This window comes from Roseixanthobacter psychrophilus, assembly GCF_043195195.1.
Classification (GTDB): Bacteria; Pseudomonadota; Alphaproteobacteria; order Rhizobiales; family Xanthobacteraceae; genus NCEH01.
Genome location: NZ_JBAFWT010000049.1, coordinates 1 through 25,480, shown reverse-complemented (window position 1 = coordinate 25,480; position 25,480 = coordinate 1). Strand labels below are relative to the sequence as shown.

Annotated in this window: 25 protein-coding genes; 11 read left to right on the top strand and 14 right to left on the bottom strand. The window is 63.2% G+C overall.

Annotated elements, in window-relative coordinates:
- Positions 1-108: 108 nt before the first annotated feature.
- From V5F77_RS25110 to V5F77_RS25045, 14 genes are all read right to left on the bottom strand, one after another.
- Entirely contained in the window at positions 109-867 is a 759-nt protein-coding gene (locus V5F77_RS25110) for an ABC transporter ATP-binding protein (RefSeq protein ID WP_429007925.1), read from the bottom strand.
- Positions 854-2,641: a branched-chain amino acid ABC transporter ATP-binding protein/permease gene (locus V5F77_RS25105; RefSeq protein ID WP_429007924.1), complete on the bottom strand. Its 1,788-nt coding sequence runs from the start codon at positions 2,639-2,641 to the stop codon at positions 854-856. Before V5F77_RS25105 ends, V5F77_RS25110 begins: the two co-directional genes overlap by 14 nt.
- Entirely contained in the window at positions 2,638-3,678 is a 1,041-nt protein-coding gene (locus tag V5F77_RS25100) for a branched-chain amino acid ABC transporter permease (RefSeq protein ID WP_429007923.1), read from the bottom strand. The genes V5F77_RS25105 and V5F77_RS25100 overlap by 4 nt, the downstream gene beginning before the upstream one ends.
- A 33-nt stretch (positions 3,679-3,711) precedes the next feature.
- Positions 3,712-4,866, bottom strand: a complete 1,155-nt coding sequence (locus V5F77_RS25095; protein WP_429007922.1) for an ABC transporter substrate-binding protein — start codon at positions 4,864-4,866, stop codon at positions 3,712-3,714.
- Between the two features lie 34 nt (positions 4,867-4,900).
- Entirely contained in the window at positions 4,901-5,896 is a 996-nt protein-coding gene (locus tag V5F77_RS25090; protein ID WP_429007921.1) for a CDP-6-deoxy-delta-3,4-glucoseen reductase, read from the bottom strand.
- The gene (locus V5F77_RS25085; protein ID WP_429007920.1) at positions 5,893-6,822 is read right to left on the bottom strand and encodes a PdxA family dehydrogenase; all 930 of its coding nucleotides are present in this window, start codon (positions 6,820-6,822) and stop codon (positions 5,893-5,895) included. The genes V5F77_RS25090 and V5F77_RS25085 overlap by 4 nt, the downstream gene beginning before the upstream one ends.
- 10 nt (positions 6,823-6,832) lie before the next feature.
- Positions 6,833-7,309 (bottom strand): aromatic-ring-hydroxylating dioxygenase subunit beta, encoded by a 477-nt coding sequence (locus V5F77_RS25080; RefSeq protein ID WP_429007919.1) that lies wholly within the window; start codon positions 7,307-7,309, stop codon positions 6,833-6,835.
- 1 nt (position 7,310) lies between these two features.
- Positions 7,311-8,555 (bottom strand): aromatic ring-hydroxylating oxygenase subunit alpha, encoded by a 1,245-nt coding sequence (locus V5F77_RS25075; RefSeq protein WP_429007918.1) that lies wholly within the window; start codon positions 8,553-8,555, stop codon positions 7,311-7,313.
- Between the two features lie 90 nt (positions 8,556-8,645).
- On the bottom strand, positions 8,646-9,446 hold the full coding sequence (gene hpaI, locus V5F77_RS25070) for a 4-hydroxy-2-oxoheptanedioate aldolase (protein ID WP_429007917.1): 801 nt from the start codon (positions 9,444-9,446) through the stop codon (positions 8,646-8,648).
- 8 nt (positions 9,447-9,454) lie between these two features.
- Positions 9,455-10,255: a 2-oxo-hept-4-ene-1,7-dioate hydratase gene (gene hpaH / locus V5F77_RS25065; RefSeq protein WP_429007916.1), complete on the bottom strand. Its 801-nt coding sequence runs from the start codon at positions 10,253-10,255 to the stop codon at positions 9,455-9,457.
- Positions 10,248-11,123 (bottom strand): fumarylacetoacetate hydrolase family protein, encoded by an 876-nt coding sequence (locus tag V5F77_RS25060; RefSeq protein WP_429007915.1) that lies wholly within the window; start codon positions 11,121-11,123, stop codon positions 10,248-10,250. The genes hpaH and V5F77_RS25060 overlap by 8 nt, the downstream gene beginning before the upstream one ends.
- 63 nt (positions 11,124-11,186) lie before the next feature.
- Positions 11,187-12,167, bottom strand: coding sequence for a 3,4-dihydroxyphenylacetate 2,3-dioxygenase (gene hpaD, locus V5F77_RS25055; RefSeq protein WP_429007914.1), 981 nt, complete (start codon positions 12,165-12,167; stop codon positions 11,187-11,189).
- A 72-nt stretch (positions 12,168-12,239) separates the two neighbouring features.
- The gene (gene hpaE, locus V5F77_RS25050; protein ID WP_429007913.1) at positions 12,240-13,757 is read right to left on the bottom strand and encodes a 5-carboxymethyl-2-hydroxymuconate semialdehyde dehydrogenase; all 1,518 of its coding nucleotides are present in this window, start codon (positions 13,755-13,757) and stop codon (positions 12,240-12,242) included.
- Between the two features lie 51 nt (positions 13,758-13,808).
- Positions 13,809-14,204: a 5-carboxymethyl-2-hydroxymuconate Delta-isomerase gene (locus V5F77_RS25045; protein ID WP_429007912.1), complete on the bottom strand. Its 396-nt coding sequence runs from the start codon at positions 14,202-14,204 to the stop codon at positions 13,809-13,811.
- A gap of 300 nt (positions 14,205-14,504) precedes the next feature.
- Here V5F77_RS25045 and hpaR point away from each other — a divergent pair, with 300 nt between their 5' ends.
- The 11 genes from hpaR to V5F77_RS24990 all read left to right on the top strand — a co-directional run bounded on the left by hpaR (position 14,505) and on the right by V5F77_RS24990 (position 25,448).
- Positions 14,505-14,972 carry a homoprotocatechuate degradation operon regulator HpaR gene (gene hpaR, locus V5F77_RS25040; protein ID WP_429007911.1) on the top strand — a complete coding sequence of 156 codons (468 nt, stop codon included), beginning with the start codon at positions 14,505-14,507 and terminating at the stop codon, positions 14,970-14,972.
- Between the two features lie 186 nt (positions 14,973-15,158).
- Positions 15,159-16,181 (top strand): Bug family tripartite tricarboxylate transporter substrate binding protein, encoded by a 1,023-nt coding sequence (locus V5F77_RS25035; RefSeq protein WP_429007910.1) that lies wholly within the window; start codon positions 15,159-15,161, stop codon positions 16,179-16,181.
- A 407-nt stretch (positions 16,182-16,588) separates the two neighbouring features.
- Positions 16,589-17,128 carry a MarR family winged helix-turn-helix transcriptional regulator gene (locus tag V5F77_RS25030; RefSeq protein WP_429007909.1) on the top strand — a complete coding sequence of 180 codons (540 nt, stop codon included), beginning with the start codon at positions 16,589-16,591 and terminating at the stop codon, positions 17,126-17,128.
- 59 nt (positions 17,129-17,187) lie between these two features.
- On the top strand, positions 17,188-18,096 hold the full coding sequence (locus V5F77_RS25025) for a PDR/VanB family oxidoreductase (RefSeq protein ID WP_429007908.1): 909 nt from the start codon (positions 17,188-17,190) through the stop codon (positions 18,094-18,096).
- Positions 18,097-18,263: 167 nt separating this feature from the next.
- Positions 18,264-19,511, top strand: a complete 1,248-nt coding sequence (locus V5F77_RS25020; RefSeq protein ID WP_429007907.1) for an aromatic ring-hydroxylating oxygenase subunit alpha — start codon at positions 18,264-18,266, stop codon at positions 19,509-19,511.
- On the top strand, positions 19,508-20,032 hold the full coding sequence (locus V5F77_RS25015) for an aromatic-ring-hydroxylating dioxygenase subunit beta (RefSeq protein WP_429007906.1): 525 nt from the start codon (positions 19,508-19,510) through the stop codon (positions 20,030-20,032). The genes V5F77_RS25020 and V5F77_RS25015 overlap by 4 nt, the downstream gene beginning before the upstream one ends.
- Positions 20,033-20,046: 14 nt before the next feature.
- Complete coding sequence (locus V5F77_RS25010; protein WP_429007905.1) at positions 20,047-21,630, top strand: class I adenylate-forming enzyme family protein; 1,584 nt, start codon at positions 20,047-20,049, stop codon at positions 21,628-21,630.
- Positions 21,627-22,814, top strand: a complete 1,188-nt coding sequence (locus tag V5F77_RS25005) for a thiolase C-terminal domain-containing protein (protein WP_429007904.1) — start codon at positions 21,627-21,629, stop codon at positions 22,812-22,814. The genes V5F77_RS25010 and V5F77_RS25005 overlap by 4 nt, the downstream gene beginning before the upstream one ends.
- A gap of 2 nt (positions 22,815-22,816) precedes the next feature.
- On the top strand, positions 22,817-23,230 hold the full coding sequence (locus V5F77_RS25000; protein ID WP_429007903.1) for a Zn-ribbon domain-containing OB-fold protein: 414 nt from the start codon (positions 22,817-22,819) through the stop codon (positions 23,228-23,230).
- A 243-nt stretch (positions 23,231-23,473) separates the two neighbouring features.
- Positions 23,474-23,938, top strand: a complete 465-nt coding sequence (locus V5F77_RS24995) for a tripartite tricarboxylate transporter TctB family protein (protein WP_429007902.1) — start codon at positions 23,474-23,476, stop codon at positions 23,936-23,938.
- A gap of 10 nt (positions 23,939-23,948) precedes the next feature.
- Positions 23,949-25,448, top strand: coding sequence for a tripartite tricarboxylate transporter permease (locus V5F77_RS24990; protein ID WP_429007901.1), 1,500 nt, complete (start codon positions 23,949-23,951; stop codon positions 25,446-25,448).
- Positions 25,449-25,480: the final 32 nt, after the last annotated feature.

The window sequence follows — 25,480 nt, the reverse complement described above, 5'->3', positions numbered from 1 at the left end:
CGAGGCCCGCAACTCCATCAAAAGCGGGGCAGAGCCAATCTCCATGCCGAAACACAACATCTGCTGTCGGCGAGATCCCCGTGCCATCCCGGTTCTGCAATCGAGCGACTACGCTTCGATCGACGGACTTTTTTTCCTGAAGTGACTTGCCTTCGCCAAGCCCAGGTAGCTCTCCACGATACGTGCTTCGGACGCGAGCACATGGCTCTCGCCTTCGAGAGCGGTCGAGCCCATCTCGAGCACGTACGCATAGTCGGCGATCTGTAGAGCGGCCCGGGCGTTCTGCTCCACCAGCAAGATAGAGATGCCCGATTGCTTTAGACCGAGCACGATGTGGAAGATGTCGCGCACGATACGCGGCGCGAGTCCGAGACTCGGTTCGTCGAGCATCAGCAGCTTCGGCTTCGACATGAGGGCCCGCCCCAGCGCGAGGAGCTGTCGTTCCCCACCGGACAGCGTCCCCGCAAGCTGGCGCCGTCGTTCGCGCAGCCTCGGAAATCGGTCGAACACTTCCTGGAGCGTGTCGAAGGCGCCGCTGCCTCGTTCTCGCGACCGGACATAGGCGCCGAGTCTGAGGTTGTCCTCGATCGACAGACTCGCGAAGAGCTCACGCCGTTCGGGCACGAGGCAGATGCCTCGCCGCAGCCGCTCCTCCGTGCTGAGGCTCGCGATGTCCTGCCCGTCAAAACGGAGGCGGCCGGTCGAGGGCAACAGCCCGGCAAGTGCGTTCAAGCTGGAACTTTTGCCAGCCCCGTTCGGCCCGATGATCGTGACGATCGCACCGGCCGGTACGGTCATGGTGAGCCCGTGGACCACCTCAATCTTGCCGTACCGGACGCGAAGATCTTCTACCTCAAACTGCGACATCGTCCACCTCGATCCCGCCGAGATATGCTTCGCGGACGACCGGATCTGCCTGAATGATTGCCGGCTGACCATGCGCGATGCGTTTGCCGAAATTCATAACGGTGGCACGGTCGACGAGGCTCATGACGAAATCCATGTCATGCTCGACCAGGAGCACGCCCAGGCCCTCACGCTTCAGGGAGTCGAACAGCTCGAAAAGGCGTTGCTTCTCCCCGAGACGCAGCCCGGCTGCCGGTTCGTCCACAAGGAGGAGGACAGGATCCGCGCAGAGTGCGCGCGCGACCTCCAGCAAGCGCTGCTGCCCGAGCGCGAGGCTGCCGGCTGGAACACCTCTGAACTCGAGGAGGCCGATGCGCTCGAGGTGGCGAAGCGCTTCGGCCCGGAGCGCGCTCTCTTCCGAGCGGTTCAGCCGCAAGCAGGCGGCCAGGATGCCTCGGCGACCGCGCCCGTGCGCGCCGATCATCACGTTATCGAGGACCGTCATGTCCGGGATGAGGCGGACGTGTTGGAACGTCCGAGCAAGACCGAGCCTGGCGACGCGCCGTGGCGGCTCCCCCGAGACCGGCCGTCCCAGGAGCGTCACGAAACCCGCCGACGCGCGCGTTCCGCCGCAAACCACGTTGAAGGTCGTGCTCTTGCCGGCCCCGTTCGGGCCGATGAGGCCCATGATCTCTCCGGCCCGGACGGCGAAGCTTAGATCGTCCACTGCCACGAGCCCACCGAAGCGCTTGGTGATGCCATCGACCGCGAGGAGGACCGTGCCGAGATCCGGCTTCTCTCGCGTCGGGAGCACGACGGTATCGGCATCGCTTGCATCCATCCGACGATCTCTGGCGGGAAGCAGGCGCAAGATCAGGTCGGCGATGCCCAACCGCGTCCGCTGGAGGATCGCGATCATCAGGATGCCGAAGAGGATCGCCTCGTAGTTGCCGTTCTCGCCGATCAGCATCGGGGCGAGTTGCTGGAGGGCCTGCTTCACCACCGTGAATAGCCCAGCCCCGACCACGGCGCCGAGAATGTGCGATGCGCCCCCGACCACTGTCATGAAGAGGTAGTCGACGCCACTCCCGAATCCGAACGGGGTCGGGCTGACGAACCGAAGCAGGTGGGCATAGAGCCAGCCGGACAGGCTCGCCAGAACCGCGCTGATCAAGAAGGCCGCGAGCTTTGCACGGGCCGTGTCGATGCCGCAGCTCTCTGCCATGGCCATGCCACCGTTCAGGGCCCGGATCGCCCGGCCCGGCCTCGAGTCGAGGAGGTTTGAGATCAGCAGCGCCACGACGAGCACGGTGCCCCAGATCAGGGGGTAGAACCGCGTCGGTGTGTCCAGGGGCACGCCGGCGATCGTCAGCGCGGGGATATTCGAAAGGCCGCTGTGTCCGCCGAGTGATTCCAGGTTGCCAAATATGTAATAGATGCTGAGTCCCCAAGCAATTGTGCTCAGCGGCAGGTAGTGGCCGGAGAGCCGAAGCGTCGCGAGGCCGATGACGAGTGCTGTCGCGACCGTCAGCGCCTCACCAGCAAACAGTGCCAGCCATGGCGACCAGCCGGCCGCGGTGGTCAGGTAGGCCGTCGTGTAGGCGCCGAGGCCGACGAACGCCGCCTGCCCAAACGAGGTCAAGCCGGCGACGCCCGTCAGCAGCACTAGCCCGATCGCCACGATGGTGTAGAGGCCGATATAGTTCAGCAGCACGACCTGGAATTCCGGCAGCACGAAAGGCGCGACGGCCAGGCAGAGGATCGCCGCCGCGAGCACGAGGGCGCGGGCGCTCATTCGTCGTCTCCCCCGTGTGCCTTCGACGTGAGGGACCTGACGAGCAGCACGGGGACAATGAGCGCGAAGACGATCGCCTCCTTGTAGGCGCTCATGTAGAATGACGAGAACGCTTCTATCATGCCGATGATCAGCGCTCCGATCGCCGAGAGCGGGTAGCTCACGAAGCCGCCGATCGTCGCCGCCACGAGGCCCTTGAGGCCTAAGAGCAGGCCGGAATCGTAGTAGATCGTCGTCACGGGCGAGATCAGGATGCCCGACAGCGCCCCGATACCCGCGGCGAGGGTCAAGCAGAGGCTACCAGCCGTCTCGATCCGGATACCGACGATCTTCGCGCCCACGCGGTTGATCGCGGTGGCGCGAAGCGCCTTCCCGTAGAGTGTGCATTCAAAGAAGACGTACAGCCCGACGATGAGCGCCACGCTCGCCCCCAGGATCCAAAGCGTCTGGGCCGGCACGCTCAGCATGCCGAGGTCGAGACTGAGATCGGTGATCACCTCCGTGCGCGATCCCTCCGCCCCGAAAACGAGGAGCGAGATGCCGAGAAGGGCGAGGTGGAGCGCCACCGCGACGATCAGGAGAACAAGGACGGGGGCGTCCGCGATAGGCCTGAAGACGGCCCGGTAGAGGTGAGGTCCGAGCGGCACGACGATGAGGAGCGTGAGCGCGATCTGCGCGAGGAGCGGCAGGCGCAACGGCGCGAGAGCGATGGTTGCGAGGGTCACGGCCGACGGGACCGTGAGCTGGACGGCACCGGCCCTCAGGCCGGCGGCGAGCTTCCCGCCCGCAGCGGAGAGCCCGCCTGCGACGACCGCGTTGTAGAAGCCGATGGCGAGCAGCAGCCACACGGTTCCGGGTACGACGTTCGCCTGGATGCCAGCCAGCGTCAGCGCCCCGAAGACGACGAACTCGCCCTGCGGAATGAGGATAATGCGCGTGACGGCGAAGACCAGCACGAGCGCCAGCCCGAGCAAGGCGTAGATCGTCCCGTTCGTGATCCCGTCCTGCGCGAGGAACAAGATGGTGTCGGCGGTCATAGTGTCCTCCGCTGGCGCTCCTCCTAGCCGAGCCTACTTCAAGAGCTGCCAGCCGCTGTTGCGGATCCGGATCATGACCGGCGCGTCGTCGTCGAAGGCGAGATGCTTTGTCGGGCTCATTCGGATGACGCCGAGCGACGTGTGCAGCCCGTCCGTGCTCTCGATCGCGTCGCGGAGCGCCGCCCGGAAGGCTGGGCTTCCAGGTGTAGCGGCCTTCGCCAGCGCCCTCCGCGCCGCATCCAGCACGAGCAGGCTCGCGTCCCAGGCGTTGGCCCCGAACGTGGTGAGGGATCCTGGCCCATAGGTGCCTTCGTAGGCCTTGCGGTAGGCGTCGGCCTGCTGCCTGGACGGGTGGGTCTCGGGTAGCTGGTCTGAGACGATGAGCGGGCCGCCCGGTAGCAGCGTGCCTTCCACACTCTTGCCGCCGACACGGAGGAAGTCGCGGTTGATCACGCCAGCCGTCTGATAGATCGGGCCCCTGTAGCCGCGCTCCACGAGCGTCGACTGAGGCAGCACGGCGGGCGTGCCGGACGCCGCGATCAGGACCGCGTCCGGCCGCGCGGCGATCGTCTTCAACACCTGGGCCGTGACGGACGTGTCCCGCGGCGCGTAGCGCTCGTTCGTTACAATTTTGAGCCCGCGCGCCTCCGCCTCCCGGGAGAACTCGGCGAACCAGCTCTCGCCGTAGGCATCGTTGAATCCGATGAAGCCGACGGTCTTGATGCCCTTCGCGACCATATGCGTGAGCATCGTCCGGGCGAGCTGAAAATCGCTATAGGGGATCTTAAAGATCCAGCGGCGCTGGTCGTCCATCGGCTCAATGATGCGGGCCGCCGAGGCCAAGCTGACCATGGGCGTCCCGGACCGGGCCGCCACCTCGACGATGGCGAGCGACGTCGCCGTGATCGAGGGGCCGAGGATGACGTCGACCTTGTCCTCATTGACCATCTGCTCGGCGGCGCGCCGAGCGGCGGTCGGGTCCGAGGCATCGTCCAAATAGACGAATTCGAGCTTCACTGTCCCGTCCGCAGCGGGCGCGAGTTGGAAGGTGTTCTTCTCCGGGATGCCGAGAGAGGCCGCAGGCCCCGTGGTCGAGACGATCACGCCGACCTTCACGGTCTGCGCAGATACCGGCGCCAGGCCGGACGCGACTAGGCCGAGAGCGGTCCAGACGGTTGCGATCCTCATGTGTCGTTCCTCCCATTTGTCTCTTTGTCGTAGTTCAGCTCGCGGCGTCCGCCGGAGTCACGAAGGCGTCGGAAAAGAACTCGCCCGCAGGGAGTCCGCACGTCCCGACGAAATCCCGCCTTGCCGTGTTCACCATCGCCGGCACCCCGCAGGCGTAGACCTCGTGGGCCGATAGGTCCGGGACGTCCTGCATCACGGCTTGGTGCACGAAGCCCGTGCGGCCCTGCCATTCGTCTTGGTCCGTTGGGTCGGACAGGACGGGGACGAAGCGGAACTGCGGGAAGCGCGCCGCCCACTTCTCCGGGAGGCCGATCGCATAAAGGTCCTTCCGGCTCCGGGCGCCCCAGTAGAGAGTGAGCGGACGCTTCATCCCGCTCCGGATTGCATCCTCCACGATCGACTTGATGGGCGCGAAGCCGGTGCCGCTTGCCAGCAGGATAGCGGGCCGCTCCGACTCTGGCTTCAACCCAAAATTGCCGTACGGCAGCTCCATTTTGAGCGGCGTGCCAGGGACCAGCGCCGGCAACACCTTCTCGGAGAAGTATCCCCCCGGAACCGCTCGGACGTGCAGCTCCACGCCGTCGTTCTGGTGGGGCGGGTTCGCCATGGAGAAGCTGCGGCGTTTGCCGCCCTCCAGGATCAGCTCGAGGTACTGCCCGGCCGTGAACTTGACGCGCTTGCCCGCCGGGAACCGGACCTGGAGCACGGCCACATCGTCGGCCGGGCGCGTGATCCTGTACAGTTTGGCGTCCATCACTTTGCGGGAGGTCGGGTCCACCGCCCGGATGAAGGCGGGCGCGATGGCGACGTCCGAAAGCGGCTTCGCCTGGCAGAAGAGCGCCGTGCCGTCCGGGAACACGTCTTCGCTCACTTGGCCGGACACGAGCCCGCCGCGGCAGCTGCTGCAGACGCCCTTTCGGCAGGAATAAGGCAGCTCCCAGCCCGCGGCCTGCGCGGCCTCGAGGATCGTCGTGCCGTCCGGGCACGGGAAGCTGATCTCGGTTCCGGAGACCGTGACCGTGTGTGTCATGCCGGGCCGCTCCCGGCGATCAGCGCCAGCGCTTCCTCGATCCCGGTCGGGTCGGCAACGCCCTGCCCCGCGATATCGTAGGCACAACCGTGCGCCACGCTCGTGAACAGCACGGGCGAGCCGATCGCGAGCGCACTCGCCCGAAGCGGGCTAAGGAGCTTGATCGGGATATGTCCCTGGTCGTGGAACATCGCCACGTACGCGTCGTGCCGGCGTTGGCTGAGGAGGAGGTCGGCGCCGACCGGGCCATCGGCCCTGATCCCTCGCGCGGCGAGTTCGGCGACGGCGGGCCGGGTGATGCGCTCGTCCTCGTCGCCGAAGAGGCCGCCCTCGCCAGCATGCGGGTTGATGCCGAACACGCCGAGCGTGGGCTGGGCGATGCCGAGATCCCGGAGCGCGGCCGCACTCGCCTCTCCGGCCGCGACGACGAGGTCGACCGAGAGCCGTTCGAGCGCCGCCCGGGTGCTCTCGTGCAGCGTCGCGTGCACGATCCGGAGGCCGGCCGCGACCAGCATTAAGAAGACGCGCTCCTTCGGGGTGCCCGTGAGCTCGGCCAGCAGCCCGGAATAGCCGGAGAACGGGATGCCGGCCCGATTGATCGCCGTCTCGGAATGCGGGCAGGCCACAACGCCCGCGACCTCGCCCGCTTCGCACAGCCTGACCGCCTCGCGAACGTAGGCCACGGTCGCGGCCCCCGCGCGCGGGTCGAGGGTGCCGGGCCGGTACGCCTCGACGGGCAGCGCGTCGACGGCGCTGACGGGCAGGTCGTCCGCGATCCCGAACCGCGTCCTGCAATCGTCGATCACGTGCCGGTCGGCGACCAGGACGACGTCCCGGCCGGCGGCGCGGGCGCGGGCTGCCGCCTTGACGGCGAGTTCGGGACCGATCCCGTTGGGATCGCCGACCGCGAGTGCGATCCGTCGCATCGGCCGGATCTCAGAACGGGATGGCCACCAGCGTCTCGAACCGCGCGCTGTCGCAGATCGCGACGCGTTCGGCGAAGCGCAGCGCCCCCGTCTCGTCCTCGCGGACGCGGTCTCGATAGTAGCCGGTCGCGAACACGTCCATCTTGCCGTCGCGCATGACGCGGATCACCACGAAGGGTGTCTCCGTCACGGCCTCCTCGCCCGTGCGCGACACGACAGCGGACTGGCCGACGATGTGCCGGTAGCTCTGGCGTTCATAGATGTTCGCGTTGCGAAGCGCGAGAATGCGATCCTTCAGCATTCCGCGCGAGTCGGCGTAGATGATCCCGGCCTCGTAGCCGCGCTTCTCGTTCTCGGCCGTGGTAAGCTTGTAGAAGCCTCGGTCGAGGAAGAAGTCGGGCCACTCCTCGAGCCGGTTCGAGTCGATGCAGCGGGCGTATTCGGCGTTCAGCGCGCCGAGGCGCTGGTGGATAGAGGCGGCATCCATCTCACTCTCCCATCATTTCGCGGTACGCCTTCCAGAATCCCCGCACCGAGGCCTCGGTGGCGCGCGTCATCTGGCTCTCGACGACGTCGCCGCCCATCTCGACAATCGCCTCCTCCTCCGTTGCCGCCGCGATGCCCCGATGGACGAAGCCGCCGACGCAGCCATCCTCCATAGAGACGTAGCCGGCCGGGCCAACGAGGTTCGACTGCTTCAGCCGCAGCTTGCGAAGGTCGGGAGTGTCGTCCTCGAAGCCGAGATACGTCCAGTGCAGGTCCATTTCGTTTGTCCCCTTCGGGACGATCTGCCGGACGGCCAGGCAATTATGGATCTGCTGGAGGACGAAGGTCGGGAAGACGGACAGGATCTGGAGCTGGATGCCGTCATTGAACTCGTCGACGGTGTCGAGCAGGCTCGGGTCGACCAGCCGGAGGCGCTCGTTGTCCGACCGGAGCGACTGGTACGCATTGTCCGTGCCGCCCTTCGGCGCGTAGGACGCGCTCGCGTGGTTGCCGCCGCCCTCGCTCACGAAGACGCCGCCGCCCTGGCTCAACCGGGTGATCCGGAACGTCGCGAAGAACGTGTGCATCAGGCTCGCGTGGTAAGTGTCGCGAACGTTCTCGGCGTACAGCTTCCAGTTGTTCGGCAGCGCCTGCGTGAAACGGCCGATGATCTCGACCGGCTTGTGCAGCACGCGCTGCATCCGGAGCAGCACCTCGTCGCCGAGAAATTCCTCGATCGGCGGCACGTCGTCCGACAGGCTGCCGAATACGAGGCCGCAGATCGTCGTCACGCGAAGCTTCCGCGGCCTATGCTCCTCCGTGCAGAACGAGCTCGGCATCCCGCCGAGACCCGCGAAACCCTCGCGGAACGGCACGCCCTTCAGGTTGCCTTCGAGGTCGTAGCTCCAGGCGTGGTACACGCACTGGAAGTTCGGCACGTTGCCGCCGTCCTCCAGGCAGATGAGCGCGCCGCGGTGAACGCAGCGGTTCTCGAACGCGTACAGCTCGCCGTCCTTCCCGCGCGAGACGACCACCGGCATGTCGCCGACATGCGTGGTCCGGTAGTCGCCGGGAGACGGCACCTCGATCTCGAGGCAGAGGAAGTTCCAAACCGGACCCTGGAAGATGCGCTGCTGCTCGATCCGGTAGGTCTCGGCGTCCTCGTAGACGCGATACGGGACGCGGGTCAACGATGGGATCGACCACGCTCCGCCGTCACGGCTCGCGCTGGCAATAGACTCGGACATCCAAACCTCCCTGAATCCGTGTTGTTGACATCACTCTGGGGGACAGCCACCCGTTCCGTTACCTCGTGAGCGGCAGGCCCATTACGGCATCTAGTAAGCCAAGCCGGCAGCCTGCTTCTCCTGGGCCGCGCCGCGGAATTCGGTCAGATGCCGCGTGGTGGTCTGCTCCAGGAGCCCCACATCGGTGCCGATAGCGACGAAGCCCACCCCCGCATCCAGATAGCGCCGCGCCAGCGCCTGATCGGAGGTTAGGATGCCCGACGGCTTGCCCGCGCCACGAATCGCCTCAAGCCCTTGGGAAATGGCGTCCAGCACCTCTGGCGTCCCGGGACGGCCGAGGAAACCCATGTCGGCGGCAAGGTCCGAGGGGCCGATGAAGACGCCGTCCACGCCGTCCACCGCGGCGATCTCGCCGGCCTTTTCGAGAGCACTGAGGGTCTCCACTTGCACCAGGAGGCAGATCTCGGCATTGGCGGTCTGGAGATAGTCGGGAATGCGGTTGAAGGCCGAGGCGCGGGCCAGCGCCGCGCCCACGCCGCGCATGCCGTGGGGCGGATAGCGCACCGCCCGCACCAGGGCGCGCGCCTGCTCGGCGCTCTCCACCATGGGCACGAGCAGGCTCTGCGCGCCGATGTCGAGCACCTGCTTGATAAGCCACGCCTCGCCGATGGGCGGGCGCACCACCGCATGGCTCGCCGTGCCGATGGCCTGGAGCTGGGCGAGCAGGCTCGGAATGTCGTTGGGCGCGTGCTCGCCGTCCACCAGCAGCCAGTCATAGCCGGCGCCGGCGCAGATCTCGGCGGTGTAGGCGCTGGTGAGGCCGAGCCAGAGGCCGATCTGCGGCCGCCTCTCGGCGAGGGCCTGCTTGAAGAGGTTCCTGGGAGCGGGCATGGCGGGCCTCAGGCGAAATGGCAGCTGAGCGTGCCGAGGGGGCCGAAATCGGCGAAGATGGTGTCGCCGTGGCGGGCCTCCACCGGGCGGATGAAGGAGCCGGCAAGCACGATCTGGCCCGCCTCCAGTGCCCCGCCATAACAAGCGAGGCGATTGGCCAGCCAGGCGACGCCGCGCGCCGGATGGTTGAGCACCCCGGCGCCCAGGCCCGTCTCCTCCACCTCGGCGTTGCGGAACACGATGGCGCCCGCCCAGCGCAGGTCGTCCTTGGGCGAAACCGTGCGCGCGCCGGTGACGATGCCCGCATTGGCCGCATTGTCGGCGATGGTGTCGATGATGGTGCGCCCCTTGCCCGTGGCCGCGTCCACCCGGTGGATGCGGGTGTCGAGGATCTCCAGGGCCGGCGTCACATGGGCGGTGGCCTCGATCACGTCATAGAGTGTGACGCCCGGGCCCTTGAGTGTGTCCTTGATCATGAAGGCGAGCTCCGCCTCGATGCGCGGCTGGATGAAGCGGTCGGGCGCGATGGTGGCGCCGTCGTCGAAAGCCATGTCGTCGAACAGCACACCGGAATCCGGCGTCGTGATGTTGAGCGCATATTGCATGGCCTTGGAGGTGAGGCCGATCTTCCAGCCGATGATGCGCTGGCCGGCCTGAAGCTTCGTGCGCACCCATTCTGCCTGGATGGCGTAGGCGTCATCCAGGGTGGCGCCGGGATGCTTCAGCGAGATGAGGCCCCGCTGCGTGCGGGTGCGCTCGGCTTCATCGAGGCATGCGGCCTCCGCCGCGATCTGCGCCGGCTCAAGCATGGGTGGGCTCCTCGTCGATCACAGCGTTGGAGAGGGTGCCGAGGCCCTCGGCCTCCACCTCGATCACATCGCCCGGCTTCAGCCAGACCGGCGGGTCGAGCCGCGCGCCGGCCCCCGTGGGCGTGCCGGTGACGATCACGTCGCCGGGCACCAGGGTGGTGAAGGTGGAGATGTAGGAGATGATATGGCGGAAGGAGAAGATCATCCGCGAGGTGCGGTCGTGCTGGCGCACCTCGCCGTTCACCCGCGTCTCAAGGGCGATGTCGGCGATCTGGTCCTCGCCGGTGAACGGGATCAGCCAGGGCCCCATGGCGCCGGAGCGGTCGAAATTCTTGCCCTGTGTCACGTTGAACTTGGCATGGCGCACCCAGTCGCGCAGCGTGCCCTCGTTGCACAGGGAAAGCGCGGCCACATGGTCCAGCGCGTCGGCCTCGCGGATGCGTCGCCCGGCTTTGCCGATGACGACGACGATCTCGCCCTCATAGTCCAGCTGCGCCGATTCCGGCGGCCGCGCCAGCGCCTCGCCGTGCCCGACAAAGGAGCGGGCGAAGCGGATGAACAAGGAGGGCTTGGTGGGCGCCGCCTGGCCGTCCTTGTATTCGGCATTGCGGTCCGGAAAATTCACGCCGACGCAGATGATCTTCTCCGCGTCGGGCACCGGGATGTCGTAGCCAATGGCTGAGAGCGGTAGGTCCGGCGAGAGGCCTGAAGCCGCCTCCGCGAGCTGTCCCAGCGCGCCGTCGGCTATGGTCGCGCGCAGGCTCGGCCAACGGGCGCCATGGCGCGCAGACAGGTTGATGAGTCCATCCGCGCGTGCGAGGCCATAGCCCTTCTTCCCGTCCATGGTGAAGTTGACGAACCGTGTCATTTCATCTCCTCTGCCCGCAGCCGCGGCGGCGGATCGTGCGCGCGGTGCGGCGTGCAGGAGCGCTCAGGGCGCGATGATGGGCTGGGCCTTCAGGATGGGCTCGCAGATCTCGGTGCCGTTGAAGAGGCTGCCATGCTCGAACCAGGAGCGCGGCGCGGGCGCCCCCCACAGGGTCTGGCGCTGCGGGTCCTTCAGGTCCCACTTGATGGGCTCGAGGTCGGGATCCACCGTCTGGTAGTCCGAGCAGTAGATCTCGATGCGATGGCCGTCCGGATCGAGCACATAGAGGAAGAAGGCGTTCGAGATGCCGTGTCGTCCCGGCCCGCGCTCGATGTTCGCCAGATAGCCGGTGGTGGACATGAGGTCGAGCAGGTCGATGATGTTGAGCGGCGTCGGCACCCAGAAGGCGGTATGGTGCAGGCGCGGGCCGCGGCCATTGGTGAAGGCGATGTCGTGCACACCGCCCTTGCGGTGCATCCACGCCGCCCACAGGCGCTTGCTCTCCTCGTCCTCGGTGTATTCGGTGACGCGGAAGCCCATCTCGTTGTAGAAGGCGACGGAGGCGTCCACGTCCTTGGTGAAGCAGTTGAAGTGATCAATGCGCAGTGGCTTCACGCCGTGATAAAGCGCATACTTCTGATGAATGGGCGCGAGCCGGTCCATCTTGAAGTAGAATTCGAGGGGCGTGCCGAAGATGTCTTCGGTGCGCAGGGTGCGGCCCTGGAACGGGCGCTCCACCCAGCGGGCGGACAGGCCCTTGGCCTCGAACCAGTCCTTGGCCTTGTCGAGGTCCTCTTCCGAATAGACCTTCATGCTGAGCGCCTCCACCATGGCTTCGGCGCCCTTGCGCAGCACGAGGCAATGATGGCCGCGTTCCTCCAAGGCGCGCAGGTGGATGGTGGCTTCATCCTCATGGGTGATCTGAAGGCCCAGCGTGCCGGCATAGAAAGCCCGGCTGCGGGCGAGGTCGGTCACCACCAGCTCCACATGGCTGAGCCGGACCACGTTGAAGCTCGGATAGAGGTTCGGGGCGGGAATGGGCACGTCTTCCTCCAGATTTTCTTTGATTGGGGCGCCTGCAGCTTGGCGCGGCCGGCCTTGTCCTGCGACCCGCGATCAGCCGCCGAGGCGGGGAATGGGATGGTCCGCCGTGGCGAAGGCCACGTTCTTGGTTTCCATGTAGAAATCGAACGACCAGTCACCGCCATCGCGGCCGATGCCGGAGCTCTTCACCCCGCCGAAGGGGGTGGGAAGGTGGCGCACATTCTCCGAGTTCACCCAGAGCATGCCGGCCTCCAGGCGATCGGTCATGCGCAGGGCGCGGCCGAGATCGGAGGTCCACAGATAGCCGGTCAGGCCATAGGCCACGTCGTTGGCTAGGGCGAGAGCATCGGCCTCGTCGTCGAACGGGATGGCGGTGAGGACGGGACCGAAGATCTCCTCCTGGGCAATCCGCATCTTGTTGGTCGCATTGGTGAAAAGCGTGGGCGCCAGGTAGCAGCCGCCGCCCGGGCCTGCCACCTTCTCGCCACCGGCGGCGACTGTCACGCCTTCCTCGCGGGCGAGGCGCATATAGCCCAGCACCTTCTCCTCATGCACCGGGTGGATGAGCGGGCCCACCACGGTCTCCGGATCGAGCGGGTGACCCACCTTGATGCGCTGTGCCTTCTCCGCCACCTTCTGGGTGAAGGCGTCATAGATGCTGCGCTCCACCAGGAGCCGGGAGGACGAGGTGCAGCGCTCGCCATTGAGCGAGTAGATCATGAACACGGCCGCATCGGCGGCGCGCTCCAGGTCGGCGTCGGCGAACACGATCACGGGGTTCTTGCCACCCAACTCGAAATGCACCCGCTTCAGCGTGGCTGCGCCCTGGCGCATGATGTGCGAGCCGGTGCGGCTCTCGCCCACAAAGCCGATGGCCTTGATGGCGGGATGCTCGGTGAGCGCCTTGCCCGCCTCCTCGCCGAGGCCGTTCACGAGGTTCCACACGCCCTTGGGCAGGCCTGCGCCCTCGGCGATCTCCACCAGCAAGCGCGCGGTGAGCGGCGAGAATTCCGCCGGCTTGTGCACCACCGTGCAGCCCGCTGCCAGAGCCGGCGCGATCTTCCAGGTGGACAGCATGAAAGGCGTGTTCCACGGCGTGATTACGCCCACCGGGCCGATGGGGGAACGGCTGGTGATGTTGAGCTGGCCCGCGGCGCGCAGCGATTGTCCGTCACGTGCTTCCGGCGCACGGTCGGCGAAGAAACGGAAATTTTCCGCCCCGCGCAGGGCCGCCTTGGACATGAAGCGTAGCGACTGCCCGGTGTCCATGCATTCGACCAGGGCAATCTCCTCGGCCCGTGCCACGATGGCGTCGGCAATGCGGTGGAGCAGCGCTTTGCGCTTCTCGCCGGGCATGGCCGCCCAATCCTCGAACGCCGCCTTCGCCGCCCGGGCGGCGCGATCGATATCCTCAGCCCCGCCGCGGGCCACGCTGGCGAGCGGCTTCAGGTCGACCGGCGACGGGGTCTCAAAGGTTTCCCCGCTCGCCGCCGGCACGGCCTCGCCATTGATCTGATTGAGCACGCCATCCTTGCGGAAGCGCTCAAGATAACGGTCGGCCTTAGAGAGATTTTCTTCGAGCGTAGGCATGAGATCCTCCTTGCCCCGTCTTGACGCGGGTCTGACTATTTTATGTTGGCGTTACACGCTGGCGGCAACGCGCAGGCGCTGATGGATAGCGTTTTTCTTCCAGCTCAGCGCCGAGTTGATCTCACTGATCTCCAGCGAAAGCGCGAAGTACGATGTCGCAAGTAGGGGCTCGAGATAGCGCGAAGCTGTCGCGAATAGATCCTCCCCCATCTCCCGGACCCGTTCGAGGGCGCGCCCCTCGCCGATGCGCACGTGAATATGGATAAAGCTGTTTCGCGGATCGAGATCGGCGACGGCATAGTAGCGCGCCACCAGCGCGCGCACCCGTAATGCTCCCAGCTCGAACATCCCGCTTTCCAAGGCTGCGGAATGGAGCACGCGGCACAGGCCTTGGAGGTCGGCGGCCGCTTCGAGATTTTCAGAACATTCGAGCGTGATGTGCGGCACGGTTGTCAATCCTTCAAACCTGATATAAATAACATGTTAAATATCTCGCGGCCTGTCAATGGCCGGCCGCAGCGCGGCGCTATTCCGCCACGCAAATAAGGGCAAGCAAGCAACAATGGGCGGTGCGCAAAAGGTAGATACGCCGTGTCCCGGTGCTCCGCGCAGTCGCGAAAGGGGAGGATCCGGATGAGAAAGCGCGGCCTCAACGGAGACGCCGCCGCCGCGCGGTCGCAGGCCAACGCCCGGCGCGCCAATGCGGCGTCTCAGCCGACGTTGCGCGACTTCCCCCAGTCCCTGCCCATGTCGCTGCTGCGCGCGCGGGAAGCCGTGATGGTCCATTTCCGCCCGCACTTGCACGGCGTCAATCTCACCGAGCAGCAATGGCGCGTGCTGCGCGCGCTCATGGGCACTGGATCGATGGAGGTTCAAGCGCTGGTCGATGCGGCATTCCTGCTCGGCCCGTCCCTCTCCCGCATCCTTAAGGACCTGGAGGCGCGCGGCTTTGTGCTGCGCCGCGTTTCGGAAAAGGACATGCGGCGCGGCCACATTTCCATCAGCCAAAGTGGACGCCAGCTTGTGGAGGAGTCGGGCGTGCAGTCCGAAGCTATCTACGCCGAAATCACGCACCGTTACGGCGCCGACAAGCTCGCGCGGCTTCAAGCCATGCTGCGGGACCTGGAGAGCGTATTGGCCGCGCCGTTATTCGATGCATCAAAACCCGACGAGGCGGGCCGGCAGAGCGCCAAACCACGCGCGAAAGAGGGCTGAGCATGGGATCGCTCCACATGGCAGCGCAGGACTTTCGCCTCTTGGTGCGGGTCTCCCGGCCGGACCACATCAACAAGCTGATCACAAATAAAATAACAACTGATCATCATTCAAAAAGGTCACAATAGTAACAACGTTAGACAAAACTAACGCCTGAATAAAAATCACAATAGGGAGGGTTCAGTAATGCGAATTCCGATGGATTTCACGCCCGTGCGGCGCGCCCGACGGCAATGGGAGAGCCACCGGCTGTTCTTGTTGGGACTGCTGGCACTGTTTGCCACAGGACTTCCAGCTTACGGCGAGACCGATTTCCCAGACCGGCCGATCCGCCTTATTGTGCCGTTCGGACCGGGCGGTTCAACCGACGTGGTTGGACGTGCGCTCGCTGAACAAGTCGGCAAACAGCTGGATCGAACCGTGGTCGTCGAGAACAAGCCGGGCGCGGCAGGCTCCATCGGGCTTCGCGCCATCGCCCAATCGACGCCTGATGGACTCACCTTTGCTCTCGGATCCACCGGGACGCTCGCGATCAATCCCATCGTCGACACCCATCTCCCGTACAATCCCAAGACCGACCTGGAGCCGGTCGCTCTCTTCGCCTTTGTCTCGAACGTCTTCGTGATCTCTCCGGATCAGAAGTCCAAGACGTTGGCGGAGTTCATCGCCGCGAGCAAAGCGCATCCCGGCACGTTCAACTATGGCTCCCCGGGGATCGGCCATACGTCCCACCTCCTCGGCGAACTGCTCAAGCTGGACACCGGCGCGGACATGACGCTCATCCCATACAAGAGCGACAATGAGGTCAGTCAGGACCTCCAGTCCGGCCGCATCCAGGCGGCCTTCATGACCCTGATCGCCGCAACACCTCTGATCCAATCGGGCGCGGCGCGGCCACTCGGGCTCGTCGCGCCCCAGCGATCGCCCAAATTCCCAGAAGTTCCCACGTTCGCGGAGCAGGGATACAAGTCTCTGCAGAATTCAGCCTGGTTCGGCGTCGTCGCCCCCCGCGGAACACCGGCGCCGCTGGTCGCCAAGTTTGCGAAGGCGATCGAGAAGGCCGTTGCAACCCCCGAGATGAAGCAGATCCTCGTCCGCATCGGCCTCGATCCGACCTATCAGGGGCAGGACGAATTCAAACAATATATCGCTGCCGAGACCGAAAAGTGGGCCAAGGTCGTCGAAGCCAGCGGCATCCCCAAGCGGTGAAATAGCTGTGAAGCTTCCCATCTTTTGGAGGGAGCCGTCGCGCTATCCGACCAATCTGCTGCCGCGAACAGCTTTTGTCTGTCTGCGGCAGCAAGACCGCCGGCCGCCAGGACGTCACCCAGCCAGAAGCCCGGCGACCTCCCGCCCTGACGAAAAGCGCGGCTTTGTACGGCGCCTGACGAACAAAATGGGGACTCCGGCAAAAACTGCCCCCTCGGCACCGGCCGCGCGATCAAGGGGGTGGGCGCTCGTTGCACGAGCCGTCTGGATGCCACGAACGAGCCGGCTCCCTGAGCTGTCCTCAAGGACACACGAGCTAAGCGCTATGACTTTTAGACAAATTTAGAATTTAGTTAGTTGCTTATGACAACGATATAATGTACTCGTTAAGCAACTAGGCTACAGACATGGTAATAGCACCCGACATCAACACCCAAAACCACTCGGAGGCGCCGGAGGCAAGCGGTGCAGCCATCGAACAGTTTCGGCGCCTTGCAACAGTACGCCTCTTCGTGCTGTCGCATATCGCAACAAGAGCGGCAGAGGCGAGATATAGCCGGGTCGCGGGACTGCGACTGACCGAGGCGCGGATGCTGCTCGTGCTTGGCATTTTTGGCCCATCAACCCTGGATCGCGTCTTGCGTGAAATGAGCCTGGAGAAGGCTCTGGCCAGCAGAAGCGCTTCAAGCCTGGTCGATCGGGAATTGATTCGCAGGCGTCCTCATGGGAATGACGGCCGCGCAGTGGAGCTGTCGCTCACCGAGCGGGGTCGCAGCGTATTCGAGAAGCTCTATGGCGCCATTCTCGGGTGGAACGAGGAATGGCTGTGTGTATTGGAGGGTGCTGAACGGACGACGTTCCTAAACTGCATCGAAAAACTGATCTGCGCCGCGCGGCGGAAAGCATCCGAAGCGGACGAAGCGCAGGTTGTTGGAGCTCAATTATGAGTATGGAGCGGATAGCTGCTAGGCTCCGGGAGTTTCCCCGCGCCGCGAGAGTGGCGTCGGTGGAATATGAGGCGCCCAACATCCGATCGCTCAGGCTGGTGCCAGCCGACGGCGCCGCATGGCCGGCCGCCGGGGCCGGCGCCCACATAGATTTGGAGCTCCCAAACGGGCTCGTACGTCAATATTCCATCGTTAATCCGGCCGAAGAAAATTGTTATAGGATCGCTGTTCTGCGCGCTCCCCAGAGCAAAGGCGGCTCCGCCTATATTTTCGACAGCTTGCACCAAGGCGCCGAACTATCGATCCGCGGGCCACGGAATAATTTTCTTCTAAAAGAAAGCCCCTGCTCCGTCTGTCTCATTGCAGGCGGGATCGGCGTTACGCCTCTCCTTTCCATGGCGCAAGTGCTCGCCCATGGCGACCGGCCGTGGCGGCTTTATTATTGCGTGCGTGATCGGGCGAGCATCGGATTCAACGATATTCTTGAGCATCTTGAGCAAAACATCTCGCTTCATATTGATGCTGAGATGGGAGCAGCACCCTCCGTGGAAGAGATCATCAGGTTAGAGCCGGATAGCGATTATTATTGTTGCGGCCCAGCCCCAATGCTAGCGGCGTTCCGAACCGCGACGGCAATGCTTCCCCCGGACCGGGTCCATCTTGAATCTTTCGGCCCGGCGGCGAACGAGGGTGCCCCCAACGAAGCCTTTACGATCGAGCTCGTGAGAAGTGGCCTGCGTTTGATCGTTCCTCCGGAAAAAACAATCATCACTGTTCTGCAAGAGGCTGGCATTCCTGTTCTTTATTCCTGCCTCAATGGAATGTGCGGCACATGCGAGATAACCGTTCTTGAAGGCACGCCGGATCACCGCGATTCGATACTTATGGAAGACGAACGCCGGGAAGGAAAGACGATGATGGTGTGCTGTTCACGCGCGAAGACGCCGACGCTGGTGCTCGATCTATAAGCGCGAAAGCGCGAATGACTAGCCCGAAATCGCCAGCTGAAAATATGCAAGCCGGAGAGATTAGAAGGCGATAGACGGCCGTAAGTTTACCGGAGGGTCGTGTATCTCGTTGGGGGATCAACTGCCTCGGCGAAACAGCACCCCCGAAACCAGGAAAGGGATACGTTATGCTCGACGCTGACATTGATATTTCCGCACGTGTCCAAGACGACTTGATTCACACGACGATGTACACCGACCCCGGTGTGTTCGAAATCGAGATGAAAAAGCTGTTCTACGACGGCTGGGCATTCGTGGGTCACGAGTCGGAAATTCCGAATCCCAATGATTATGTCACTCGCATGATCGGCCGCGAGCCCATCATCATGGTCCGCACCCGCGACGGCACGATCAGCGTGGTCTCCAACCGATGCGCGCACCGCGGAAACATGCTGTGCCACCAACATGTGGGCTCCAGTCGGAGCTTCACCTGCGAATACCATGGATGGACCTTCAGTCATCAGGGAGATTTGATCGGTGTCCCGCTTCCGGGCGGATCGCACAAAGATCCCGCCTGCCTAGGTCTTCAAAAGCCGGCGATGGCGGGCGAATATGGCGGATTCATCTTCATCACCTTCAATCCTGATGCCCCGAAGCTGGAAGATCATCTGGGTCCGGCGAAAGATCTAATCGACCGCTTGGTTACATTGTCGCCCACAGGGAAGATCATGCTTTCAGCCGGCTGGCTGAAACAGCGCTTTCGCTGCAATTGGAAGATGTTGCCGGAAAACTCCACCGACGGTTATCATGCGCCGTTTACCCATGCGTCATTTGTCAGGGTATTCGCGCCCGAATCCCAATACAAGATGCTTTCGGAGACCGAAGATCAACGCCAGTCAAAAACGGTCGACTGGGGCAGGGGCCACGTCGCAATTGATCATGCGCCGTCATACAAGGTCCCACTTCAATGGTTAGGCATAACAGAAGAAAAAGAACAAGATTATGTCGCAGCGATGAAAGCTGCGTACGGCAATGAAGACGCCATTCGAAAGCTGGTGGCGGGACCGCCTCATGCATCCGTGTTCCCGAATCTCTTCCTTGGCGAGATGAACATTGGCATCTTTCAGCCGATCAGCGTGGACGAATGCATTTTGTGGCATACGCCTGTGCTGCTCGACGGCGTACGGAAGGAAATGAATGCCAGAATAATTCGCCAATCGCAGGCTGCCATGGGGCCAGCCTCATTCCTTCTGGCGGACGATGCAATCATCTCGGAACGTCAGCAGGTCGCCGCTGGAGGGCGTGGCGGCTGGATGGATGTCAGCCGTGGCCGGATGCGCGAAGAAAAGCGCGGGAATGCCCTGTGGGGCCACATTAGCGACGAAACCACCAACCGCGGGTTCTGGTCACACTACCTCAAGGTGATGCAATCATGATGTCCGAACCGCAACTGGCTGCGCCAAAAGAGATAACGATGCTTGAACGCCAGCACATCGAAAGCTTCCTTTATCTCGAGGCGAAATATGCGGACGAGGCCCGGTATGATGACTGGGAAGCTTTAGTCGAGCCGGACTTTTTCTATTGGGTTCCCGCTGGAGACGTTCCCGATCCCGATCCCGACACCACTATCTCGGTGATCGCTGACAACCGGCGCCGCCTGAAGAACCGGATCGCTCAGCTCAAGACGGGTCTGCGCTTGGCACAGCAGCCCGCCTCGCCCATGCGCCGGCTCCTGTCCAACTTCCAAATCGAAGCACTGAACGAAACTGAACTCGGCGTCTGGTGCAACTTTGCATTGTTTGAGTATCGCATTCAGGCGACGCGAGAAATGACCATCTGGGCCGGACGCTATGAATACAGACTGCGTCGACGAGGTGAAACCTTTGGCTTGTTCTACAAGCGGGTGGATCTGATCAATGCGAGTGATCCGCTGCCGACGCTGGCCTTTCTGATTTGATGACGGGGTGAAAAATGATCTCTCCTGCACTGATGCTCCACCGGATCGCGCGGAACTACGGCGACAAGACGGCTTTCTTTTGTGGCGACAAGTCACGCTCATGGGCCGAAATGAACGATCGGTCCGCGCGTCTAGCGGGAGGCTTGCTCGCTATTGGCGCCAGAAAAGGCGATCGGGTCGTCATCTTGGGAAAAGACTCTTTGGAAGTCTTTGAGCACTACTTCGCTTGCATGAAGTCAGGTCTGGTGCGGGTATCCGTCAACTGGCGATACGCACCCGGCGAGATCGCTCATATCCTTAAGGATTGCACCCCGCAGATTGTGCTCGTCCAAGCGAGCCTCGTCGGGATGCTCGGGGAGGCGCTCGAGATGGCCGGGCTTGAGGGCCAGTGCAAGCTGATCGGATACGGCGGCGCGCATGGACTTGCCAGAGACTATGAAGATCTGATCGCGGGATCCGCGCCGCTCGAGCCTCAGAAGGTAGATCCGCACGAACCTCTGGTGGTGAGTTATACTTCTGGAACATCCGGCGTGCCCAAGGGCGTTGTTCATAGCGTCAGAAGCGTTGCCCTTATCTTATACCAGGGCGCGGTCTCGCGCGGCCTGACCACGGATGATGTCTGGTATCCAGCCATCAGCTCATCTTGGATGGCGTCGGCTCTTACCATGATTGGATTGGTCAACGGCATGACCACGGTGGTCATGGATGGAAGCTTCGACGTGGATAGCTTCATCAAGGAGGTTCAGCGCCACAAGGTGACCGCCACGCTCCTGGTGCCGACACTGATCCGGCGGGTTCTGGACCGCTGCGAAGGACGCGAGCAGGTTCTCTCGTCGCTGCGGCTGCTGGCATATGGCTCGGAGCCGATCACGGTGAGCCTGCTGAAACGCGTCACGCGCACCCTCAATGCCAAAGTGCTGCAAACCTACGGGCTGACGGAGGCCGGCTGGCTATGTCACCTGACGCCCAATGACCACCTCATGGCGCTCTCGGGCAAGCCTGACCTGCTCCGCTCGGCGGGGCGGCCGGGCGGTATGTACGAGATCTCCATCCGGGGCGAGCGGGGAGAGGAATTGCCCAGCGGCGAAGTCGGGGAGATCTGGGTCAGAGGCGAGACGACTATGCTCGGCTACTTGAACCTGCCCGAGCTGACGCGGCAAGTGCTGGTCGGTGACTGGCTAAGAACACACGATATCGGCCGGATCGACGCGGATCGCTATTTATATCTCATCGATCGGAAAAATTTCATGATCATTTCCGGCGCAGTGAATATTTACCCGTCCAGTGTGGAAGCGATCCTGGAGCTTCATCCCGGCGTTGATGAAATTTGTGTGGTTGGCGCGCCGCATCCGCAGTGGGGCGAAGCGGTCGTGGCGGTCATCAAGCCGCGTGACGAACAAAGCTTGCCGAGCGTGGACGAGCTGCGCGCGTTTGCCGAGGCGCGGCTGAGCCGCATGGAGCTACCGAAGCATGTGGTGGCGCTTGAGGATTTCCCGCGCACCAGCACGGGCAAGGTGAATAGGCGCGCCATTCGGGACCATGTGCACGCCCAGGCGCGCGGACTGCCCTGGTGGCAGGGTGAAAAGGTCGAGCTATGACGCGCTCGCGAACCGCCCCTTACGCAGCTATCGCTGGCCTCGGCTTCAGTGAACTGGCGAGGACGGATATTGGAACGCCGCGTGACCTCGCGATCGATGCGGTTGTGGCGGCAGTTCGGGATTGCGGGCTGATGCTTTCGGATATTGACGGGCTGATGCTGACTTGCAGCCCATCGGCGCCCCTGAACACCCTGCCTCTACGGCTGCGGGAAGATCTTGGGCTGGGTGATTTGAAGCTTCTCGGAAATTTGCAGGTTGAGGGCGCGTCCGTTGTGGCGTCCATCCAACATGCCAGTCTTCACATCCAGCACGGGATGGCCAGCACCGTCGCGTGCGTGTTCGCGGACGCGCCCCTTCGCCCCGGGCGGGAAAAGGGCAGCACCGCCTATAACCGCGTCATGCCACTGTCGGGACTGGGCGACTGGGAGGAGGCTTATGGTCTTTACGGCGCGGCGGGACCTTATGCTCTGGCGGCCCAACGTTACCTTCACCGTTATCACTTGAGCCGATCCGATCTGGGCCACTACGCCATTGCGTGCCGTAAATGGGCCCGTGACAATCCCAATGCGTTGCTCCGCGACCCGCTTGAGAGCGCCGATTACCTCAGCTCGCCCTTTGTCGTCTCTCCGTTCCGCGTTCTGGATTGCGCCTACCCTGTCAATGGCGCCATCGCCGTGATCCTCACCACCTGCGCGCGCGCCAACGATCTGAAGCAGCCGCCGGTCTTTCTCCACGCCTTTGCCCAGGGTCATCCGCGCGCGGGGAACATGGCCGGCCTTGAGCCGGAGCTTGAATCCGGCGGCAGCCTTGCGGCCGATGGCCTTTGGCGCGCTGCCGGCATCGGCCCGGAGCATGTGGAGATGGTGCAGGCTTACGACGCATTCTCTTATGTCGGGCTTCTGGTGCTAGAAGAATACGGCTTCTGTCCGCGCGGAGAGGCGGCTCATTTCGTGGCCGACGGACAGACCTCACCCAGGGGGCGGTTGCCCATGAACACGGGAGGCGGGCATCTGTCCGGTTTTTATCTTCAGGGGATGACGCCCGTTTCGGAAGCCGTCATCCAGGCGCGGGGCCAGGGCGCTGCCAGACAATCCTCTCGAAACAACCTCATCCTGATCACCGGCGCTGGGGGCCGGCTTGACTATCATGCCGCGATCCTCGCGAGCCCCCATGAGGAGATATGACCATGAGCCGGCGCCATTCATCATTCATCGAGGCCTTTCAACACTTTTGCAGCAGCAGGGAGCTGCGCTATGCGCGCTGCCCGGTCTGCCATGCGCCGCTCCCATATGCCCAGCGCGTTTGCCCGCAGCATCCGGAGGATGAAGTGGAATGGCATGAAGCATCCGGGAAGGCAGTATTGCACACCTCTGTGGAGTATCGCATTGGATATAATAAGAATAAGCCCGCCCCTTATCAGGTTGCCGTCGTGGAACTGGAGGAAGGACCTCGCCTTGTAGCGACGCTGGAACCCGCAGCAGACGGCCAGATACAGATCGGTGCGCCCCTAAGCGCAGGGTTCGACGCGGAAGGGCGGCTCGTGTTTCGGGCCGAGCGTGAGATCGATCGCCATTCCCGTCGGGATCTGGCGCTTATGTGATAGTGCTGACTCACCACCGAGCGCTTCTTTGGTAAAACACTGCAACACCGAGCATATATTAAATAAAGGACATTGAATATCATACGCAGATCAGATTGCGCCTAGTTTTAAGAGGTGTACAGAATATAGGGCGCTACTTTTGTATCAGTCCATAGTTAATTTTAGAATTGAATTATTTCAATAAATTTAGGAACGAATAGGCAGTCTGCACGAAAGCGGCAGATGATAAAGGGAGGACATCGGATGGGCCGAAAAAATGCGAAGGAATTTCTTTCGGGCGCTCTCTTCGTGGCGCTTGGAATGTTTTTTTTGTGGCAGAGCCAGGGGTTGCAGACGGGTTCCGCGCGGAGCATGGGCCCGGGCTATTTTCCTCAGATCCTCTCCATCCTGGTGGCTATACTCGGCCTGATCATCGCCATCAGCGGATTGCTGTGTAAGATCAGTGCGGAAACCTCGGTCAACATCGCCTGGCGCGCTTTCGCGATCCTTACGCTGTCCTTGGTTTTGTTTGGCATTCTCCTCCGCCCGCTCGGCTTTGTTCCCACACTCGTTCTCATCGTGTTTCTCTCAGCCATGGCCAGCCGGAAGTTCCGTCTTCATTCCGCCGTCCTGCTCTCCGCCGGGGTGACGGCGTTCTGCTGGGCGATTTTCGTCGCAGGCCTCAGACTTCCTTTGCCACTGGTTGGCGATCTCATCGGCGGAAGATAGGGAGGCGCAAGTGGAACTTTTCGATCATCTTCAGCTCGGGTTTTCGGTCGCGCTGTCCTTTCAAAACCTGCTTTACTGCTTCATCGGCGCATTCCTTGGCACGGTCATCGGCGTGCTTCCCGGCCTTGGGCCAGTGGCCACCATTGCAATGCTTCTGCCGCTCACCTTTGGCCTGCCACCGGTCTCGGCGCTGATCATGCTGGCGGGCATCTATTACGGTGCGCAATATGGGGGGTCCACGACGGCGATCCTCATCAACCTGCCGGGCGAAAGCTCCTCAGTGGTGACCGCTCTCGACGGCTACCAGATGGCGCGCCGAGGACGTGCAGGGGCGGCGCTCGCCACCGCGGCGCTGGGTTCGTTCTTCGCAGGCACGGTCGCGACCATTCTTCTTGCGCTGTTCGCGCCACCCCTGGCGCACGTCGCACTTCAGTTTGGGCCGACAGAGTATTTCTCCCTCATGGTGCTTGGTCTCATCGCATCGGTGGCCTTGGCCTCAGGCTCTATGCTCAAGGCCATCGCCATGATCGTGCTCGGTCTATTGCTCGGGCTTTCCGGCCAGGACATCTATACTGGTGCGGCACGCTTCACCTTTAACCTGCCCGATCTTGCTGACGGCTTTGACTTCGTGGCGCTCTCCATGGGCATGTTCGGCATTTGCGAGATCATCCGGAACCTCGAGAATGAGAGCGAACGCTCGGTGGTTTCCGCCAAGGTCGAGGGCCTCGGCCTCACCGGCGCGGAGATGCGGCGGATCATCGGCCCGGTTCTTCGCGGGACGGCCCTTGGGTCTATCTTGGGCATCCTGCCAGGAGGCGGCGCAATTCTCTCCTCCTTCGCCTCCTATTCCTTGGAGAAAAAACTCTCTGATCGGCCAAGCGAGTTCGGACGCGGCGCCATTGAAGGGGTGGCAGGCCCGGAGAGCGCCAACAATGCCGGCGCTCAAACATCCTTCATCCCGATGCTCACCCTCGGCATTCCCTCGAACCCCGTGATGGCGCTGATGGTTGGCGCCCTGATCATCCAGGGCATCACGCCAGGGCCGAACGTCATCACCGATGAGCCCGACCTGTTTTGGGGCGTCATCGCGTCGATGTGGATCGGCAACCTGATGCTCCTGCTGCTGAACCTGCCCCTCATCGGCATGTGGGTGCGGCTTCTGACCGCGCCGTACCACCTGATGTTTCCAGCCATCGTCGCCTTCTGTTGCATCGGCGTCTATAGCGTCAACAACAATGTCGCGGACGTCTATACGATGGCGATATTTGGAGTGCTTGGATATGTTCTGGTCAAGCTGGACTGCGAGCCGGCGCCGTTGCTGCTGGGATTCGTCATTGGCCCGATGATGGAGGAGTATCTGCGCCGCGCCATGCTGATTTCCCGCGGAGATCCGATGGTCTTTCTGAGCCACCCGATCTCCGCGATGCTCCTCGCCATCGCCGTATCCGCCCTCTTGCTTGTGCTTCTTCCGACAGTGAGGAAGGGGCGGGAAGAAGCATTCACCGAATGACAAGAGATGCATCTGTCGCGTGGCACTTAATT

Coding starts and splice junctions, on each gene's coding strand:
- V5F77_RS25090 (WP_429007921.1), bottom strand. CDS start 5,896: ATGACACACACGGTCACGGTCTCCGGAACCGAGATCAGCTTCCCGTGC.
- V5F77_RS25095 (WP_429007922.1), bottom strand. CDS start 4,866: ATGAGGATCGCAACCGTCTGGACCGCTCTCGGCCTAGTCGCGTCCGGC.
- V5F77_RS25060 (WP_429007915.1), bottom strand. CDS start 11,123: ATGACACGGTTCGTCAACTTCACCATGGACGGGAAGAAGGGCTATGGC.
- hpaR (WP_429007911.1), top strand. CDS start 14,505: ATGTCGCTGCTGCGCGCGCGGGAAGCCGTGATGGTCCATTTCCGCCCG.
- V5F77_RS25075 (WP_429007918.1), bottom strand. CDS start 8,555: ATGTCCGAGTCTATTGCCAGCGCGAGCCGTGACGGCGGAGCGTGGTCG.
- V5F77_RS24995 (WP_429007902.1), top strand. CDS start 23,474: ATGGGCCGAAAAAATGCGAAGGAATTTCTTTCGGGCGCTCTCTTCGTG.
- hpaI (WP_429007917.1), bottom strand. CDS start 9,446: ATGCCCGCTCCCAGGAACCTCTTCAAGCAGGCCCTCGCCGAGAGGCGG.
- V5F77_RS25105 (WP_429007924.1), bottom strand. CDS start 2,641: ATGAGCGCCCGCGCCCTCGTGCTCGCGGCGGCGATCCTCTGCCTGGCC.
- V5F77_RS25035 (WP_429007910.1), top strand. CDS start 15,159: ATGCGAATTCCGATGGATTTCACGCCCGTGCGGCGCGCCCGACGGCAA.
- hpaH (WP_429007916.1), bottom strand. CDS start 10,255: ATGCTTGAGCCGGCGCAGATCGCGGCGGAGGCCGCATGCCTCGATGAA.
- V5F77_RS25020 (WP_429007907.1), top strand. CDS start 18,264: ATGCTCGACGCTGACATTGATATTTCCGCACGTGTCCAAGACGACTTG.
- V5F77_RS25000 (WP_429007903.1), top strand. CDS start 22,817: ATGAGCCGGCGCCATTCATCATTCATCGAGGCCTTTCAACACTTTTGC.
- V5F77_RS25080 (WP_429007919.1), bottom strand. CDS start 7,309: ATGGATGCCGCCTCTATCCACCAGCGCCTCGGCGCGCTGAACGCCGAA.
- V5F77_RS25005 (WP_429007904.1), top strand. CDS start 21,627: ATGACGCGCTCGCGAACCGCCCCTTACGCAGCTATCGCTGGCCTCGGC.
- V5F77_RS25110 (WP_429007925.1), bottom strand. CDS start 867: ATGTCGCAGTTTGAGGTAGAAGATCTTCGCGTCCGGTACGGCAAGATT.
- V5F77_RS25100 (WP_429007923.1), bottom strand. CDS start 3,678: ATGACCGCCGACACCATCTTGTTCCTCGCGCAGGACGGGATCACGAAC.
- V5F77_RS25085 (WP_429007920.1), bottom strand. CDS start 6,822: ATGCGACGGATCGCACTCGCGGTCGGCGATCCCAACGGGATCGGTCCC.
- V5F77_RS25010 (WP_429007905.1), top strand. CDS start 20,047: ATGATCTCTCCTGCACTGATGCTCCACCGGATCGCGCGGAACTACGGC.
- hpaE (WP_429007913.1), bottom strand. CDS start 13,757: ATGCCTACGCTCGAAGAAAATCTCTCTAAGGCCGACCGTTATCTTGAG.
- V5F77_RS25030 (WP_429007909.1), top strand. CDS start 16,589: ATGGTAATAGCACCCGACATCAACACCCAAAACCACTCGGAGGCGCCG.
- V5F77_RS25015 (WP_429007906.1), top strand. CDS start 19,508: ATGATGTCCGAACCGCAACTGGCTGCGCCAAAAGAGATAACGATGCTT.